Annotated in this window: 15 protein-coding genes; 1 reads left to right on the top strand and 14 read right to left on the bottom strand. The window is 73.1% G+C overall.

The window, feature by feature from the left end:
• Positions 1 to 168: 168 nt before the first annotated feature.
• The 14 genes from N912_RS0146065 to N912_RS59000 all read right to left on the bottom strand — a co-directional run bounded on the left by N912_RS0146065 (position 169) and on the right by N912_RS59000 (position 12,773).
• Positions 169 to 693 carry an adenine phosphoribosyltransferase gene (locus N912_RS0146065; protein ID WP_028927749.1) on the bottom strand — a complete coding sequence of 175 codons (525 nt, stop codon included), beginning with the start codon at positions 691 to 693 and terminating at the stop codon, positions 169 to 171.
• Positions 690 to 1,937 carry a protein translocase subunit SecF gene (gene secF, locus N912_RS0146060; protein WP_028927748.1) on the bottom strand — a complete coding sequence of 416 codons (1,248 nt, stop codon included), beginning with the start codon at positions 1,935 to 1,937 and terminating at the stop codon, positions 690 to 692. The genes N912_RS0146065 and secF overlap by 4 nt, the downstream gene beginning before the upstream one ends.
• A 1-nt stretch (position 1,938) precedes the next feature.
• Positions 1,939 to 3,711, bottom strand: coding sequence for a protein translocase subunit SecD (gene secD / locus N912_RS0146055; RefSeq protein ID WP_028927747.1), 1,773 nt, complete (start codon positions 3,709 to 3,711; stop codon positions 1,939 to 1,941).
• Positions 3,712 to 3,854: 143 nt separating this feature from the next.
• Entirely contained in the window at positions 3,855 to 4,238 is a 384-nt protein-coding gene (gene yajC / locus N912_RS59005; RefSeq protein ID WP_037070155.1) for a preprotein translocase subunit YajC, read from the bottom strand.
• Positions 4,239 to 4,281: 43 nt separating this feature from the next.
• The gene (gene ruvB, locus N912_RS0146045) at positions 4,282 to 5,328 is read right to left on the bottom strand and encodes a Holliday junction branch migration DNA helicase RuvB (protein ID WP_028927746.1); all 1,047 of its coding nucleotides are present in this window, start codon (positions 5,326 to 5,328) and stop codon (positions 4,282 to 4,284) included.
• Entirely contained in the window at positions 5,325 to 5,933 is a 609-nt protein-coding gene (ruvA, locus tag N912_RS0146040; RefSeq protein ID WP_028927745.1) for a Holliday junction branch migration protein RuvA, read from the bottom strand. The genes ruvB and ruvA overlap by 4 nt, the downstream gene beginning before the upstream one ends.
• Entirely contained in the window at positions 5,930 to 6,496 is a 567-nt protein-coding gene (gene ruvC / locus N912_RS0146035; protein WP_028927744.1) for a crossover junction endodeoxyribonuclease RuvC, read from the bottom strand. The genes ruvA and ruvC overlap by 4 nt, the downstream gene beginning before the upstream one ends.
• A 156-nt stretch (positions 6,497 to 6,652) precedes the next feature.
• Entirely contained in the window at positions 6,653 to 7,279 is a 627-nt protein-coding gene (locus tag N912_RS0146030; protein ID WP_028927743.1) for a nucleoside/nucleotide kinase family protein, read from the bottom strand.
• Complete coding sequence (locus N912_RS0146025) at positions 7,276 to 8,220, bottom strand: PfkB family carbohydrate kinase (protein WP_245645941.1); 945 nt, start codon at positions 8,218 to 8,220, stop codon at positions 7,276 to 7,278. The genes N912_RS0146030 and N912_RS0146025 overlap by 4 nt, the downstream gene beginning before the upstream one ends.
• Positions 8,217 to 9,059 carry an ATP-binding cassette domain-containing protein gene (locus N912_RS0146020; RefSeq protein WP_051581734.1) on the bottom strand — a complete coding sequence of 281 codons (843 nt, stop codon included), beginning with the start codon at positions 9,057 to 9,059 and terminating at the stop codon, positions 8,217 to 8,219. The genes N912_RS0146025 and N912_RS0146020 overlap by 4 nt, the downstream gene beginning before the upstream one ends.
• Positions 9,056 to 10,027: an ABC transporter permease gene (locus N912_RS0146015; RefSeq protein ID WP_028927740.1), complete on the bottom strand. Its 972-nt coding sequence runs from the start codon at positions 10,025 to 10,027 to the stop codon at positions 9,056 to 9,058. Before N912_RS0146015 ends, N912_RS0146020 begins: the two co-directional genes overlap by 4 nt.
• Positions 10,028 to 10,031: 4 nt before the next feature.
• Positions 10,032 to 11,051 (bottom strand): substrate-binding domain-containing protein, encoded by a 1,020-nt coding sequence (locus tag N912_RS0146010; protein WP_051581733.1) that lies wholly within the window; start codon positions 11,049 to 11,051, stop codon positions 10,032 to 10,034.
• 85 nt (positions 11,052 to 11,136) lie between these two features.
• Complete coding sequence (locus N912_RS0146005; RefSeq protein ID WP_028927738.1) at positions 11,137 to 11,559, bottom strand: Dabb family protein; 423 nt, start codon at positions 11,557 to 11,559, stop codon at positions 11,137 to 11,139.
• Positions 11,559 to 12,773 (bottom strand): MFS transporter, encoded by a 1,215-nt coding sequence (locus tag N912_RS59000; protein WP_037070153.1) that lies wholly within the window; start codon positions 12,771 to 12,773, stop codon positions 11,559 to 11,561. Before N912_RS59000 ends, N912_RS0146005 begins: the two co-directional genes overlap by 1 nt.
• Before the next feature lie 62 nt (positions 12,774 to 12,835).
• On the opposite strand from N912_RS59000, the gene N912_RS0145995 reads away from it, so the two are divergent.
• Positions 12,836 to 15,505: an ATP-binding protein gene (locus N912_RS0145995; RefSeq protein ID WP_028927737.1), complete on the top strand. Its 2,670-nt coding sequence runs from the start codon at positions 12,836 to 12,838 to the stop codon at positions 15,503 to 15,505.
• Positions 15,506 to 15,518 lie beyond the last annotated feature (13 nt).

Here is a 15,518-nt window from a genome sequence, read left to right as displayed (position 1 = left end):
ACCGAGGATAACTACGCGCCCGCCAAAACGCGGCCCCGCGCGGCCCCCGCTGAGACGAACCGTCCCATTGGCCCCGCCGAACGGTGGCCCGCACACCCCGTTCGTGCCCCGCACACCTGCTCCAGTGCGTGTGCGGAGCACGAAGTGGGTGTGCGAGCGCCCAGCGGGTCAGCCGTGGAGCAGGGTGTGCAGGGTGCGGCCGGTCAGTTGGGCGCGGCCGGCCAGGGCGTCGAGCTCCAGGAGGACGCCTATGCCGGTTACTATGCCGCCTGCCTGTTCGACCAGGTCGCAGCTGGCGCGCAGGGTGCCGCCGGTGGCGAGCACGTCGTCGATCAGGTACGTCTTCGTGGCCGGGCTCACCCCGCCGGCCGGCAGCTCCAGCGTGGCCGTGCCGTACTCCAGTTCGTACTCGCGGCTGGCCGCCACCTGGGGCAGCTTCCCGGCCTTTCGCACCGGCACCACGCCGACCCCGGCGGCCAGCGCGACGGCCGCGCCGAGCAGGAAGCCCCTGGCCTCCACGCCGACCACCACGTCGGCGTCACCGGCCGGCTCGGCCAGCGCCTCGATCACCGACGCGAACGCCTTCGCGTCGGCGAGCAGCGGGGTGATGTCCCGGAACAGCACGCCGGGGCTCGGCCAGTCCGGGACGTCGCGGATCAGCCCGAACGCGCGGGCCAGCACGTCGGTGGTCACCGACGGCGTTTGCCCGTGGGCCGGGCCGCCCGCCCGGTGCGCTCGGCCCGGCTGGTGTGGTTGCGGCGGGCGGACGGAGCCCGCGCCGGCACCCCGGCCGCCGCCGTGATCGCCCGCTCCCGCCGCAGCTCGGTGCCCAGTGCCTCGTCGTCGGTGACGTCCAGTTCGTCCTCATCACCGCCCGCGTCACGGGCCTGGGCCAGCCGCTTGCGGCGGGTCATCACCCTGGCCGCCTGCTGCTGGTACCTGCGGTCGCGCATCTTGAGGTCGACCAGGATCGGGGTGGCCAGGAAGATCGACGACAGCGCGCCGGCGATCATGCCGACCATCTGCACCAGCGCCAGGTCGGCCAGGGTGCCCACGCCGAGCACCCCGACGCCGACGACGAGCAGCCCGCCCACCGGGAGCACGGCGATCAGCGAGGTGTTGATCGAGCGCATCAGCGTCTGGTTCAGCGCCAGGTTCGCGGTCTCGGCGTAGGTGCGGCGGGTCAGCCCGAGCAGGCCCCGGCTGTTCTCCTTGACCTTGTCGAAGACCACCACCGTGTCGTAGAGCGAGAAGCCCAGGATGGTCAGCAGACCGATCACCGTGCCCGGCGAGACCTCGAAGCCGACCAGCGAGTACACCCCCGCCGTGACCACCAGGTCGTGCACCAGCGCGACGACCGCGGCGATGGCCATCGAGCGCTCGAAGTAGAGCGCCAGGAACAGCGACACCAGCACCATGAACACCGCGAGCGCGATGAGCGCCTGGCTGGTGATCTCATTGCCCCAGCTGGACGAGACCGCCGACTCGCTGATCACGTTCGGGGTGGACCGGCCGTCCTGCCCCCGGGGGTGGAACTCGTTGAACAGCGCGTCCCTGACCTTGAACTGCTCGGCGCCGGTGAGCGCCTCCGTCCTGATCACGACCGTCTCGGAGGCACCGCTGCCGGCGTGCTGGACGGACTTCGGCGGCTGGCCGATCGCGCCGTTGATCACCTGGTTGATCCGGTCGGAGCTGGGCTCGCCGCTCACCCCGGCCACCGGGAACTGGATCTGCGTGCCACCGACGAACTCGATGCCCAGGTTGAACCCCCGGAACACCATCGACGCGATGCAGATGACCACCAGCACGGCGAAGGTCCAGTACCAGCGCTTGCGGCGGCCGACGATGTCGAAGGCCCCGGTGCCGGTGTAGAGCCGGTTGAACACCCCACCCTTGCCGGGGGCGCCCGCCGCTGAGGTTGACGTGTACGTGGCCATCTCAGCTCCCCCTCACCGCGGCGGCGGCCGCCCGCCTGCGCATCGCGCCGATCCTGGCCACCGCACCGAGCCCCGACCACGTGGGGCTGCTGAACACCCTGGAGTTCGAGGCCATCGCGACCAGCGGGTGGGTGACCAGGAATACCACCACCAGGTCCAGGACGGTGGACATGCCCAGGGTGAACGCAAAGCCCTTCACCTGTCCAACCGCAAGCAGGTACAACACCGCCGAGGCCAGGAAGGTCACCGCGTCGGCGGACAGGATCGTGCGCCGCGCGCGTATCCAGGCGCGTGGCACCGCCGAGCGGAAACTTCGTCCCTCCCGGACCTCGTCCTTGAGCCGTTCGAAGAAGATCACGAACGAGTCGGCGGTGATGCCGATCGACACGATGAAACCGGCCACGCCAGCCAGGTCGAGGGTCAGCCCCAGCCCCCTGCCGAGCAGCACCAGCACCGCGTACACGATGACGCCGGAGAGCACCAGGGACAGGATCGTGAGCATCCCGAGCGCCCGGTAGTAGAACAGGCACCAGATGAACACCAGCGCCAGCCCGACCGCGCCGGCGATCAGCCCGGCCTGCAGCGAGGCCAGGCCCAGGGTCGCCGACACCGTCTCCGCGTCGGAGGTGGCGAACGACAGCGGCAGCGAGCCGTACTTCAGCACGCCGGCCAGCTTCTGCGCGTCGGCCTGGGAGAACTGGCCCTGGATGCGGGTGTTGCCGCCGGGGATGGGGCCTTCGATGGTCGGCGCGGACACCACCTGGGAGTCCAGCACGAACGCGGCCTGCTTGCCGACGTTGGCGGCGGTGTAGTCGGCCCAGATCCGGCTGCCTTCGGCCTTGAACGTCAGGTTGACGACGTATCCGGCGCCCCGGTCGTCCATGCCGGAGGCGGCGGTGGCGATCTCGGTGCCTTCCAGGAAGGACGGGCCGAGAAGGTACTTCGCGGTGCCCTTCTGGTCGCAGCTGATCAGCGGCTTCTTCGGGTCGTCGTAGCCGCGCAGCACGTCGTTGTTGGTGCAGCGCAGCTCCTGCAGGGCGAGCTGCTGCACGTTCTTGTCGGTGCTCTGCCGCTCCGCCTTGGCCAGCGCGATCTCCTTGGCCAGCTGCGGGTCGGCGGCGGTCTGGCCGGGGTCGGCCGGGGGCGGCGGAGGCGGCGGAGGCGGCGGGGCGGGCTGGCCGGGATGACCCGGCGGGCGCGGGTGCGGGTTCGGCGGGGCGTCCAGCGCGCGCGCCAGGTCGGCGGAGCCGTGCGGCGCGGCGGATCCCGGCCCCGGCGCGCCGGACGGCGCGGGCTGCTGGCCCGGCTTCGCCCCACCGGGCTGGCCGGGCGCGGTCTGGCCGGGCGTCTGGCCGGGGGCGGGCTGGCCGCCGGGACCGGGCTGTGGCGCGGCCGCGTCGTAGGCGCCGAGCACCGGGCGGAACCGCAGCTGCGCGGTCTGCGCCAGGTCCTTGGCCCGGTCGCCCTGGTCGCCGGGGACGGTGATGGTCAGGTTGCTGCCGTCCTGCACCACCTCGGCGCCGTTCACACCCAGCCCGTTGACCCGCTCGTCGATGATCCCTCGGGCCAGGATGAGCTGTTCCTTGGTCGGCGGCTGGCCGGTCTCGGTGCGCGCGGTCAGAGTGACCCGGGTACCGCCCTGCAGGTCGATTCCCAGCTTGGGGTTCGGCTTGCGGTCACCGGTGTAGAACACCAGCGCGTAAAGCACGATGACGATGCCGACGAAGGTCGCCAGGTACCGCCATGGGCGGATTGTCCCGGCCGGTGGTGCCACGTCCGCCAACTCCCAAGGTTTCGAAGTTTGAGATTTCTTTCGCCGGCCCCGACTCTACCGAGCAGCTCAGAGGCAGATACCTGGCCATCCACAGGTATTGCGAAGCTGGCCGGGCATGCGCGCGGCCAGCTTTCGCGCGAGCCTCAGGAGCTGGTGCGGCCGGGGGTGGAGTCGTCGGCCTTCTCGGCGGCGTCGGTGACCTTCTCATCGGTCGAGCCGGTCGAGCCGGTCGAGCCGGCGGAGTCGCTGGCCGGGGCGTCCTCGGTCGTCTTGACCTTCTCCCGGACCGCCTGGCGCACCCAGGTGGTCACCACGCCCGGAGCGATCTCCAGGTCGATGGTCTCCTCGTAGCTGGCGTCCACCACGGTGCCGCGCAGCCCGGAGGTCGTCACGACCACGTCGCCGTCCGACAGCGAGCTTTGAAGCTGCTGCATCTCCTGCATCTGCCGCCTTTGCCGGCGGCCGCTGAGGAACAGGGGGATGAACAGCAGGATGATGAGAAGCGGCAACAGTGCGGTGAGGTCCATGGTCTCCGTACTTCCGTGAGCGTCGTCGAGTCTGCCAGCCGGGTCACTCGAACAGCGTGGGCGGAGGTTCCCCCTGCTCCCCCGCGGCGGTGGGTGGCGGCTCCATGTCGAGGTGTCGCCACGCACCGGCGGTGGCTACCCGACCACGCGGCGTGCGCGCAAGCATGCCAGCACGCACGAGATATGGCTCGCAGACCTCCTCCACGGTAGCGGGTTCCTCACCGACCGCCACAGCCAGCGTCGATACGCCCACCGGTCCGCCCCCGAACGAGCGCACCAGCGCGGTCAGCACGGCCCTGTCCAACCGGTCCAGACCGAGCTCGTCGACGTCGTACACGGCCAGCGCCGCGCGGGCTATCTCGCGGGTCACCACGCCGTCCGCGCGCACCTCCGCGTAGTCGCGCACCCGCCTGAGCAGCCGGTTCGCGATCCGTGGCGTGCCACGGCAGCGGCGGGAGATCTCCTCGGCGCCGTCCGGGCGCAGGTCGACCTCCAGGATGGTGGCCGCCCTGCGCAGCACCAGCTCCAGCTCGTCCGGCTCGTAGAACTCCATGTGCGCGGTGAAGCCGAACCTGTCGCGCAGCGGGCCGGTCAGCGCGCCGGCCCGGGTGGTGGCGCCGACCAGGGTGAACGGCGCGATCTCCAGCGGAATGCTGGTCGCGCCCGGCCCCTTGCCGACCACCACGTCGACCCGGAAGTCCTCCATGGCCAGGTAGAGCATCTCCTCGGCGGGCCGGGCGATGCGGTGGATCTCGTCGATGAACAGCACGTCGCCGGCCATCAGGTTGGACAGCATGGCGGCCAGGTCGCCGGCCCGTTCCAGGGCGGGGCCGGAGGTGACCCGGATGGCCGCGCCCATCTCGGTGGCGATGATCATCGAAAGGCTGGTCTTGCCCAGGCCGGGCGGGCCGGAGAGGAGCACGTGGTCGGGTGGGTCGCCTCGGCGGCGGGCGCCTTCCAGTACGAGCTCGAGCTGCTCGCGCACCCGGCCCTGGCCGATGAACTCGGACAGCTTGCGCGGGCGCAGGCTGGCCTCGGTGTCCAGGTCCTCCGGTTCGGCGCGCGCGGACAGGGGGGCCGGGTCCGTCACCGCGACGCGCCCAGCCTGTTCAGCGCGGCGCGCAGTGCGGCGGAGGTGTCAACGCCGTTCCCGTTGCTCTCCGCGAAAACGGCGTCCACCGTCTGCTCGGCCTGCTTGGCGGCGAACCCGAGGCCGACCAGGGCCTCCACCACGTGGTCGCGGCCGCTCACGCCGGCGGACGTGGATGTGCCGTTCGTGGCGGGCGCCGTGGGGGCGGCGGTCACCTTGTCGCGCAGCTCGACCACCAGCCGCTCCGCCCCTTTGCGGCCGATGCCGGGCACCCTGGTCAGCGCCTTCAGGTCGCCGTCGGCCAGCGCCTGGCGCAGCGCGTCGGGCTCCAGCACGGCCAGGGTCGCGAGCGCCAGCCTGGGTCCGACCCCGGTGACCGTCTGCAACAGCCCGAACAGCTCGCTGGTCTCGGTGTCGGCGAAGCCGTAGAGCGTGAGCGAGTCCTCCCTGACGATCAGCGAGGTGGCCAGTTGGGCCTGCTCGCCCCGGCGCAGGGTGGCCAGGGTCGCGGGCGTCGCATGCACCGCCAGGCCCACCCCGCCGACCTCGATCACGGCGTGGTCCAGCCCGATGGCCAGCACCGGCCCGCGCACTGAACTGATCATCGTCTCCCCTTCGCCGCCTCGGCCAGCCTTGCCTTGTGCGCCTTGGCCAGCCGCTCCGAGGCCGCCTTCGCCTCGGCCATCCTGTCCAGCATCGGCCCGCGCCAGCAGTGGCAGATGGCCAGCGCGAGCGCGTCCGCCGCGTCCGCGGGCTTGGGCCGCTCGGACAGCCCGAGCAGCTTGGTCACCATCGCGGTGACCTGCTGCTTGTCCGCCCGGCCCGACCCGGTCACGGCGGCCTTCAGCTCGCTCGGGGTATGAAACACCACCCGCAGCCCGGCGCGGGCGGCGACCAGTGCCACCGCGCCGCTGGCCTGGGCGGTGCCCATCACGGTGCGCACGTTGGTCTGGCTGAACACCCGCTCCACCGCCACCACGTCCGGCCGGTACCTGGCGATCGCCTCCTGCACCGCGTCCGCCACCGTGACCAGCCGCTGCGCCACCTCGGCGTCAGCCGGCGTGCGCACCACCCCGTAGCTCACGCAGCTCACCCGCCGCCCGCCGGCGCTGTCCACCACTCCGATGCCGCACCGGGTCAGCCCCGGGTCGACACCAAGCACCCGCACGCCGTCCCCTCCCACGAACACGTGTTCGAGCCCGCAGGCTACCCCCGCCCGCGCCGAGGCGCGCGCACGCTCCCCCGCGAGTCGGGAATTCAGAGGGAGCGCAGCGACCGACCACCAGCGAGCGAGCTTGCGAGCGAGCGCGTGTCACCGTCAGGGTCAGGACCCAGGTGTGATGGTGAGGTCGGCGCGGGTGCGGGTGGCGGCGACGGTGCGCGCGTTGCGTTCGTCGGAGCCGAGGGTTCGTTCCCAGGCCTGGGCGGGCGAGCGGCCGTAGAACTCGTGGCGGGCGGCGAGGCGGCGGCGGCGGACGTCGTCCGGGATCTCGATGTACCAGACCTCGTCGAGCAGCGAGCGGACCGGGCGCCACGGGCCGTCCAGCAGCAGGTAGTTGCCCTCGGTGATGACCACCGCCACCGAGGGGGCGATCGGGACGGCGGACTGGATGGCGTCCTCGATCTCGCGGCGGAACTCCGGCGCCCAGACCACCTCGTCGTCGGACGGCGCGCGCAGCCGGCGCAGCAGCGCCACGTAGCCGGCGGCGTCGAACGTCTCCGGCGCGCCCTTGACCTCGGCCAGGCCGAGCCGTTCCAGGGCGCGGTGCGCGATGTGGAAGCCGTCCATGCCGACCAGGGCGGTCTCGACACCCCGTTCGGAGAGACCGCGCAGCAGGGCCTCGGCGAGCGTGGACTTGCCGGCGCCGGGCTGGCCGGCGATGCCCAGCAGCGCGCGCCCGGACGCCGCCAGCCGGCAGGCCCTGTCCAGCCAGGCGGGGTCGGGCGTCATCGAGCGACCGGACGGCGGGAACGCAGCCGCTGTGCGAGCGCCGAGACCTCCGGGGAGTCCAGCCAGGCTCGGGCGCCCAGCGTCGCGCAGCGGGCGGCCGCGACCTCGGCGGCCAGCGCGGCGCATGCCGTGATCGACCCCCACCGGGACGCCAGCGCGGCGGCCAGCGCGCCGTGGAAGACGTCGCCGGCGCCGAGCGTGTCCACCGCCCGCACCTCCGGCACTCCGACGGAGCCGCGCTCGCCGTCCATCGTGCTCCACACCACCGGCCGGGGGCCGTCGGTGACCAGCACCGTCCGTACCCCCCGCCGGTGCAGGACGGTGGCCACGGACAGCGGGTCGTCGCCGGCGCGCGGCTGGCCCGGCGGCCGGAAGTCGGCCGAGCAGGCGGCCACCGAGACCCGGGGCAGCACGCCGTCCAGCTCGTCCTTCCAGCTCCCGGCGTCGAGCAGCACGGGCACCTCGGCGGCCGTGGCCTCGGCGGCCACCCGCGCGGCCAGCGCCGGGTGGTGTCCGTCCAGCAGCACCGCCCGCATTCCGTCCAGCAGGCCGGCGAACGAGTACCCCTCGCCGGACACGCCGCCCGCGCCGAGCGCCCCCGGTGAGACCACCGTTCGCTCCCCGGTACGGACGTCGACGAAGGCGCTGGCCACCGGGACCGACCAGCCGGCCGGCGCGAGGTCGAGCACCTGGACCCGGTGCGCGGCCAGGTCGGCGTGCACGGCGCCGGCGGGCGGACTCAGGCCAATGGCCGTCAGCAGGCGTGCGGACCCGAGCAGCCGGGCGGCGGTCACCGACGCGTTGGCCGCCGGGCCGCCGGCGACCAGCTCGCCGCCCTCGGACCGCTGCTTGTAACCCCACTGAGGCGGACCGGACAGGTGGTGCACCACGTCCAGCGCGGTCAGCCCCACGCAGAGCACACCCCGAGAAGCGCGGTTCACCGGTTGTTCAGCTCAACTTTGGTCAACTCGCCGTCCTCGCCGAGGCGCAGCGCCCCGGTCATCAGCGCCACCACCTCGTTCATCGCGTAGTCGTCCGGCTTGACCACCGCCACCCGCCTGCCCAGCCGGTGCACGTGGATGCGATCCGCGATCTCGAACACGTGCGGCATGTTATGGCTGATCAGCACGACCGGAAGGCCGTTGTCCCGGATCCGTCTGATGAGATCCAACACCATGGCCGACTCCCGCACGCCGAGGGCGGCCGTCGGCTCGTCCATGATCACCAGCCGTTGCGCGAACATCGCCGCCCTGGCCACCGCCACGGCCTGGCGCTGGCCGCCGGACAGGGTCTCCACCAGCTGGCCGATGTTCTGCACGGTGGCCACCCCGAGCGCGTCGAGCTGGCGCTGCGCCTCGGCCCGCATGCCCCGGTGGTCCAGCGTCCGGAACACCGCGCCGAGCAGGCCCTTCTTGCGCAGCTCGCGACCGAGGAAGAGGTTGCCGGCGATGTCCATGGCCGGGGCGACCGCGAGCGTCTGGTAGACCGTCTCGATGCCGGCGTGGCGGGCGTCCAGCGGCGAGTGGAACCGCACCTGCCGCCCGTCCAGCCAGATCGTGCCCTCGTCCGGGATCAGCGCGCCGCACAGCGCCTTGATCATGCTGGTCTTGCCGGCGCCGTTGTCCCCGATCACGGCCAGCACCTCGCCCTTGCGCAGGTCGAAGTCCGCGCCGTCGATGGCGGTGACGCTGCCGTAGCGCTTGACCAGTCCCTCGGCCCTCAGTACGACGTCCTCTGCCGCGCTATCTGCTCGGCTCGCAAGCTCGCCTTCGGTGGTCACCGCGACCGCCTCCTGGCCAGTTGGTCCAGCGCCACCGCGACGATCACCAGGATGCCGGTGGCCACGTCCTGGTACAGGTTGTCGATGCCGGCCTGGGTGAGCCCGCTGCGCAGCACGCTCACGATCAGCGCGCCGACCAGCGTGCCCAGCACCCCGCCCCGGCCGCCGAACAGGCTGGTGCCGCCGATCACCACCGCGGTGATGCTGTCCAGGTTGCCGGTCTGGAAGGCGTTCGGGTCCGCGTTCGGGATCCGCCCGATGGCCTGCCACGCGGCGATGCCGTAGATCACCCCGGCCACCAGGTACACGCTGAACCGGGTGCGGTTGACGTGGATGCCGGTCAGCCGCGCGGCCTCCGGGTCGTTGCCCAGCGCGTACACGTGCCGGCCCCACGCGGTGCGGCCCAGCACGTACCAGGCGACCAGGAACATCACCAGCCCGAGCACCATGCCGACGGTGACCTCGATCTGCCCGAACAGGTAGAAGTGCCGTCCGAGCGCGCCGAGCAGGCCGTCGGTGACCGGGAAGCTCTGGCCGGCCGCGAAGATCCGCGACGAGGCCGCCACCACCGTCAGCATGCCGAGCGTGACGATGAACGGCGGCAGCCGCAGCGATGTCACCAGCCCACCGGACACCGCCCCGAAGAACGCGCACAGCACGACGCCGGCCACCAGCGCGACCAGCCCGGAGCCGCCGGCCAGCTTGGCCATCAGCAGGGTGCCGAACACCATGATCGCGGCGTTCGCCAGGTCGATGCCGGCGGTCAGGATGATCAGCGTCTGGCCGAGCGCGAGCGTGCCGACCACCAGCGACTGGGCCACCACCAGGCTGATGTTGTCGACGTTCAGGAAGGTGTCGGTGGCCAGCGAGAACACCACGACGGCGAGCAGGAGCGCGAACGCCGGCCCCAGCGCGGGGTAGCGCAGCACCAGCTCAGACACGCCGGGCCGCCGAGCGGTGACGGTCACGGGCTCAGCCCCAGCAGTTCTGCATGCCGTACGCGGTGTCCTTGGACGGCAGCCCCGGCACCGGCTTGTCGGTGATCAGCTCCGAGCCGGTGTCGTGGAACCCGGACGGCTTGGTGCCGTTCTTGGCGAAGGTCACCACGGCGGCGACGCCCTCCTGGGCCATCTTCTTCGGGAACTGCATCACGGTGGCCGCGTACTTGCCGGACTTGACGTCCTGCACGCCCTGGCAGCCGCCGTCGATGGAGCCCACCGCCACCTTGCCGGCCAGGCCCTTGGCGGACAGCGCGGCGTACGCGCCCCGGCCGGTCGGCTCGTTGATGGTGTAGACGGCGTTCACGTCGGTGGAGCGCGCCAGCAGGTTCTCCATGGCCTGCTGCGCCTTGTTCTGGTCGCCGTTGGCCGCCTGGGTGCCGATGATCTCCGGTGCGCCCTCGGCCAGCCCGATGCCCTTGAGGAAGCCGTCGTGGCGCTGCTGGTCGACGGCGGCCCCGGGGGTGCCGTCGATCATGAGCAGCTTGGGCGCGGCGCCGTTGAGCGCGGTCTTGACGTAGCCGCCCTGCTTCTCGCCGGCCTCCAGGTTGTTGGTCGCCCAGGTCGCGTCCACCGCGTCCTTCGGCTGGGTCTCGGTGTCCAGCGCGATCACCGTGATGCCCCGGTCGCGGGCCTTGCGCAGCGCGCCGATGATCCCGGTGGAGTTGCTCGGCGTGATCAGGATGCCCTTGACGCCCTGCTGCGCCAGGTTCTCGATGGCCGCCACCTGGCCCTCGTTGTCCCCGTCGAACTTGCCGGCCAGCGCGACCAGCTCGGCGCCCTGCTGCTGGGCCGCCGCCTTGGCCGCGTCGCGCAGGGTGACGAAGTACGGGTTGGTGTCGGTCTTGGTGACCAGGCCGATCTTCACCGGTCCGTTGGAACCGCCGGCGCCCCCACCCCCGCCGGTGCGCTCCGCGCTGCAGCCCGCCGTGGCCAGCGCCGCCGCGACGGCACCGATCGTCACCACCCTGACCAGATACCTGGACCGACCCATCACGACCTCCTTGTCGATGTGGGCGACAGGTTAAGAGACGGCTGGGCCGGCCGCGTACCGCTCGATCGCTGTGCTTGCGCAAATCTCAGGGCTTGCCGTGCGGGCCGGGCGCGGCGGAGCCGGTGTACTCGCCGAGCCCGGAGACCAGGTCGTTGATGTCGGGCATGGCGTCGAAGCGGCGTTGGTGCAGCTCAGCGATCTTCGCGCCGACCTCGGGGTCGGTGCCGTCGGTGATGTCGAACGACATGAACCTGTCGACCAGGGGCAGGCCTACCCGGTCGGTGTTGAGGTGCGCGGGGTGCGTGAGGTACTCCCAGTAGCCGTCGAGGCCGTTCTCGATCACGAACATCGCGCCCCACTCGAACTCGCCGCCGAAGTCCCGGCCGACGGTGAAGGACGTCACCGACGGGACGACCCGGCCCTGGTTGCGCAGGCTGTCGAGCGCCCGCTCGATCTGCTCCGGCCGGGCCTCGGGCTTGAAGGTGAAACGGTTACCGTGGTAGATGATCATCGATCTCCCTTTCGATGTGTGTGTCTTCCGGACGCGAGGGCGGCGCCGAACGCGCCGAGTGCGAGCGCGACGCCGGACCAGGTGAAGGCGCCGGCGATTCCGGCGGCCTGGAGCAGGGGCTGCACGACCAGCGGCGACAGGAACTGCCCGAGGAAGATCCCGGTGACCAGGCCGCTGAGGACCCGGCCGCGCCGGTCGGGGCCGGCCAGCTCGGCCAGCCGCAGGTTCAGGTTGGGGACGATGAGCCCGACGCCGACGCCGCCGACCAGCAGCCCGAGCACGACCAGGGCGAGCGCGTCCGCAAGGCCGACCAGCGCCCAGCCCACGCCCAGCAGCGCGAGGCTGACCGCCGTGATCGCGGTGGCGCTGAGCCGGCGGCGCACGGGCTGGAAGGCGACGGCGGCGATGCCACCGGTCAGCGTGCTCCCGGCGATCACCGCGCCGACCAGAGTGGGCCCGGCGTCGAAGCGGACCAGCAGGAACGGCAGCTGGGTCGGCGCCATGTAGAACGCCAGCGTCGCCACCAGCGCGAGCGCGTAGATGCCGGCGATGCGCCCGGGGTGCCGGTTCCCGCCGGGCGCGACGGGCCGACCGGCCGCCGCACCACGCCGCTGCTCGCCCGGCTCGCCCGGCTCGGACGGCTCGTGCACGGCGAGCAGCGCGAACGGCACCAGGACCGCCGAGATCGTGTACAGCCAGAACGGCGCCTTCCAGCTCACCGCCGCCAGCGCCCCGGCCAGGGGCAGGAACACCACCCCGCCCAGGCTCGCGGCCGCCTGCTGCAGCCCGAGGAAGGACGCCCGCCTCGGCCCGTCGAACCAGTCGGTGATCGTGGCGCTGACCGCCGTCATGATCCCGCCCACCGCGACGCCGAGCAGCGCCCTGCTGACCAGCAGCGGGACCAGGTCGGTGACGAAGAACCCGGCCGCTCCGGAGACGGCGTACAGCGCGAGGCCGGCCACCAGCAGCGGCCGGCGTCCCAGCCGGTCCGCGACGACCCCGGACAGCGGCGCGCTGATCGCGATCGCGAGCGAGGTGACGGTCAGCGCCAGCCGTACCAGCAGGTCCACCCCGGCGACGTCGGCGAACTCCTGCCGCATCGCCGGCAGGCTGGGCGCGATGATCGCCGCCGCCATGATGGTCAACGTCGCGGCGGCGAGCACCGTGGCGCGGGCGGTCCGCGTCGGCTCGGCCGTGGCTGGGCGTGTCACCCCGTCACGCTCGCACCGGCGCGACCGCCTTCGCGTCGGTGGAAATCGCCTACCTTTGCACCGTGCGCACCCACCGGCGGTTGGTCGGCAGGCGGGACGAGATCCGGTGCCTGGACGAACTGCTCGACGCCGCCGGGGAAGGCCACGGCGGCGTCCTGGTGCTGCGCGGCGAGGCGGGCGTCGGGAAGAGCGCGCTGCTGGAGCACGCGCGGCGACCCGGCTTCCGGATCGTCTCGGCGTCCGGGTCGGAGTTCGAGACCGAGCTGCCGTTCGCCGCCCTGCACCAGCTGTGCGTGCCGCTGTTGGGCCACCTCGACGAGCTGCCCGCCGGCCAGCGCGACGTGCTCCAGGGCGCGTTCGGGCTGGCCGACGGCGCGCCGGACATGTTCCGGATCGGCCTGGCCACCCTAGGGCTGCTGGGGTACGCGGCCCGCTCGCGGCCGCTGTTGTGCCTGGTCGACGACGCCCACTGGCTGGACGACGCCTCGGCGCGGGCGTTGGCCTTCGTCGCCAGGCGGATCTCCTCCGAGCCGGTGGCGATGCTGCTGGCCGCCCGCCCGACCGGCGCGCTCGACGGGCTGCCGGGCCTGGCCGTCGAGCCGCTGGGCGACGCCGACGCCCGCGCGCTGCTGGCCGGGCACCGCGCGCCGCTGGACGAGCAGGTGCGCGACCGGATCCTGGCCGAGGCGCGCGGCAACCCGCTGGCCCTGATCGAGCTGCCCAGGGCCGGCGGGTTCGCCCCTCCCGACCGGTCGTCGGTCTCGGACCGGATCGAGCGCGGCTTCCGGGCCAGGCTGGACGCCCTGCCCGCCGAGGCCCGGACGCTGCTGACCATCGCGAGCGCCGACCCGACCGGTGACCCCGCGCTGCTGTGGCCCGCCGCCGGACGGCTGGGCATCGAGGCGACGGCCGGCGGCGCGGCGGCCGCCTCCGGGCTGGTCGAGTTCGGGGCGCGCGTGCGGTTCTGCCACCCGCTGGCGCGGTCAGCGGTGTACCGGGCCGCGGACGCGGACCTGCGCGGCGCCGCGCACCGGGCGTTGTCCGAGGTCACCGATCCTTCCCTCGATCCCGACCGGCGCGCCTGGCATCGGGCCCAGGCCGGTGCCGGGCCCGACGAGGAGATCGCGGCGGAGCTGGAGCGGTCCGCGTCGCGCGCCCAGGCCCGGGGCGGCATCGCGGCGGCCGCGGCCTTCCTCGAACGCGCGGCGGCGCTGTCGCTGGACCCGGCCCGGCGCACCGAGCGCACGCTCGCGGCCGCGCGGGCCAAGCTCGACGCCGGCGACGCCGACGCCGCCACCGAGCTGCTCACGGCCGTCGAGGTGGGCGCGCCCGACCAGCGCCAGCGCGCCAGGGTCGAGCTGCTGCGCGGACGGGTCGCGTTCGTGCGGCACAGCGACGGCGACGGCCCGGCGTTCATGCTGCGCGCCGCGCACCGGCTCGCCGACCTGGATCCGGCGTGGTCGCGCGGCTGCTTCCTGGACGCGATGGAGATGGGCCTGGTCGTCGGCCGGGCCAGCGGCGTCATGGACATGGTCGTGGACGCGGCCCGCTCCGCCCCGACCCTGACCGAATCCAAGCCTGGGCCCGCCGACCTCCTGGACGCGCTGATCGTGCTGAGTACGGACGGTCACCGGGCAGCCGCACCGCTGTTGCGCCCGATCCTGGCCGACGGCGACAGCGCCGTGTGGGAGGAGCGCCCCGCGCTGGCCGGGATGCTCGCGGCCGAGCTGTGGGACCTCGACACCTACGTGGAGATCAGCGAGCGGCTGATCAAGGCGGGCCGCGAGTCCGGGCGGCACCTCACGCTCCGCCTCGGCCTCGGCGCCGCCTCGGCCGCCGCCGTGCACACCGGTGACCTCGCGCTGGCCATGGCGACGATCGCCGAGGAGGCCGCGGTGGCCGATGCCGTCGGCGCGCGGCCGCTGGCCTACCCCCGGCTGCACCTGGCCGCGATGCGCGGGCGCCGCACGCAGGCCCTGGAGCTGATCAGAACGGTCACCGCCGAGGCGACGGCGCGCGGCGAAGGGCAGATGATCGCCAACGTGCACTGGGCGACGGCCGTGCTGAACAACGGCCTGGCCGACTACCCCTCGGCGCTGGCCGCCGCCCGCCAGGCCACCGCGCACGGCGACCTCTTCCTGGCCGGCATCGCGCTGCCCGAGCTGGTGGAGGCGGCGGTCCGATGCGGCGAACCCGCCGAGGCCGCCTCGGCCCTGCGCGCGCTGACCGACCGCACCGAGGCCGGCGGCAACGCCTGGGGCCTCGGGGTCGCGTCATACGCGAACGCGCTGGTCACCGGGGTCGAGAGCCACTACCTCGATGCCATCGAGCGCCTCGAGCAGACCCCGGCGGCGCCCTACCGCGCCAGGGCGCACCTGCTGTACGGCGAATGGCTGCGCCGCCAGGGCCGCCGCCGCGACGCCCGCCGCCACCTGCGCACCGCCCACGACCGGCTCTCCACCATGGGCCTGGAGGCGTTCGCGCGCCGTGCCGCCGAGGAGCTGCGCGCCACCGGCGAGCAGGCCCGCGCGCGGTCCGCGCACACCCGCGACCGGCTCACCATGCAGGAGCTGCACATCGCCCGGCTGGTCGCCACCGGCGCCACCTCCAGGGAGGTCGCGGCCCGGCTGTTCCTCAGCCCCCGCACGATCGACGCCCACCTGCGCAACATCTTCCGCAAGCTCGCCGTCACCTCACGCCGCCAGCTCAGGGACCTCCCCGACATCAGCTGACATCCGCTGACAC

This window comes from Actinospineispora acaciae DSM 45401 (assembly GCF_000620785.1).
GTDB lineage: Bacteria > Actinomycetota > Actinomycetes > Mycobacteriales > Pseudonocardiaceae > Pseudonocardia > Pseudonocardia acaciae.
The sequence above is the reverse complement of the archived record's forward strand: the minus strand, read 5'-3'. Positions and strand labels throughout refer to the sequence as shown.

What these genes read in the sequence shown, in the direction of transcription:
- ruvA (WP_028927745.1), bottom strand. Translation starts at nt 5,933, where the DNA reads ATGATCAGTTCAGTGCGCGGGCCGGTGCTGGCCATCGGGCTGGACCAC.
- yajC (WP_037070155.1), bottom strand. Translation starts at nt 4,238, where the DNA reads ATGGACCTCACCGCACTGTTGCCGCTTCTCATCATCCTGCTGTTCATC.
- N912_RS0146010 (WP_051581733.1), bottom strand. Translation starts at nt 11,051, where the DNA reads ATGGGTCGGTCCAGGTATCTGGTCAGGGTGGTGACGATCGGTGCCGTC.
- secF (WP_028927748.1), bottom strand. Translation starts at nt 1,937, where the DNA reads ATGGCCACGTACACGTCAACCTCAGCGGCGGGCGCCCCCGGCAAGGGT.
- N912_RS0146030 (WP_028927743.1), bottom strand. Translation starts at nt 7,279, where the DNA reads ATGACGCCCGACCCCGCCTGGCTGGACAGGGCCTGCCGGCTGGCGGCG.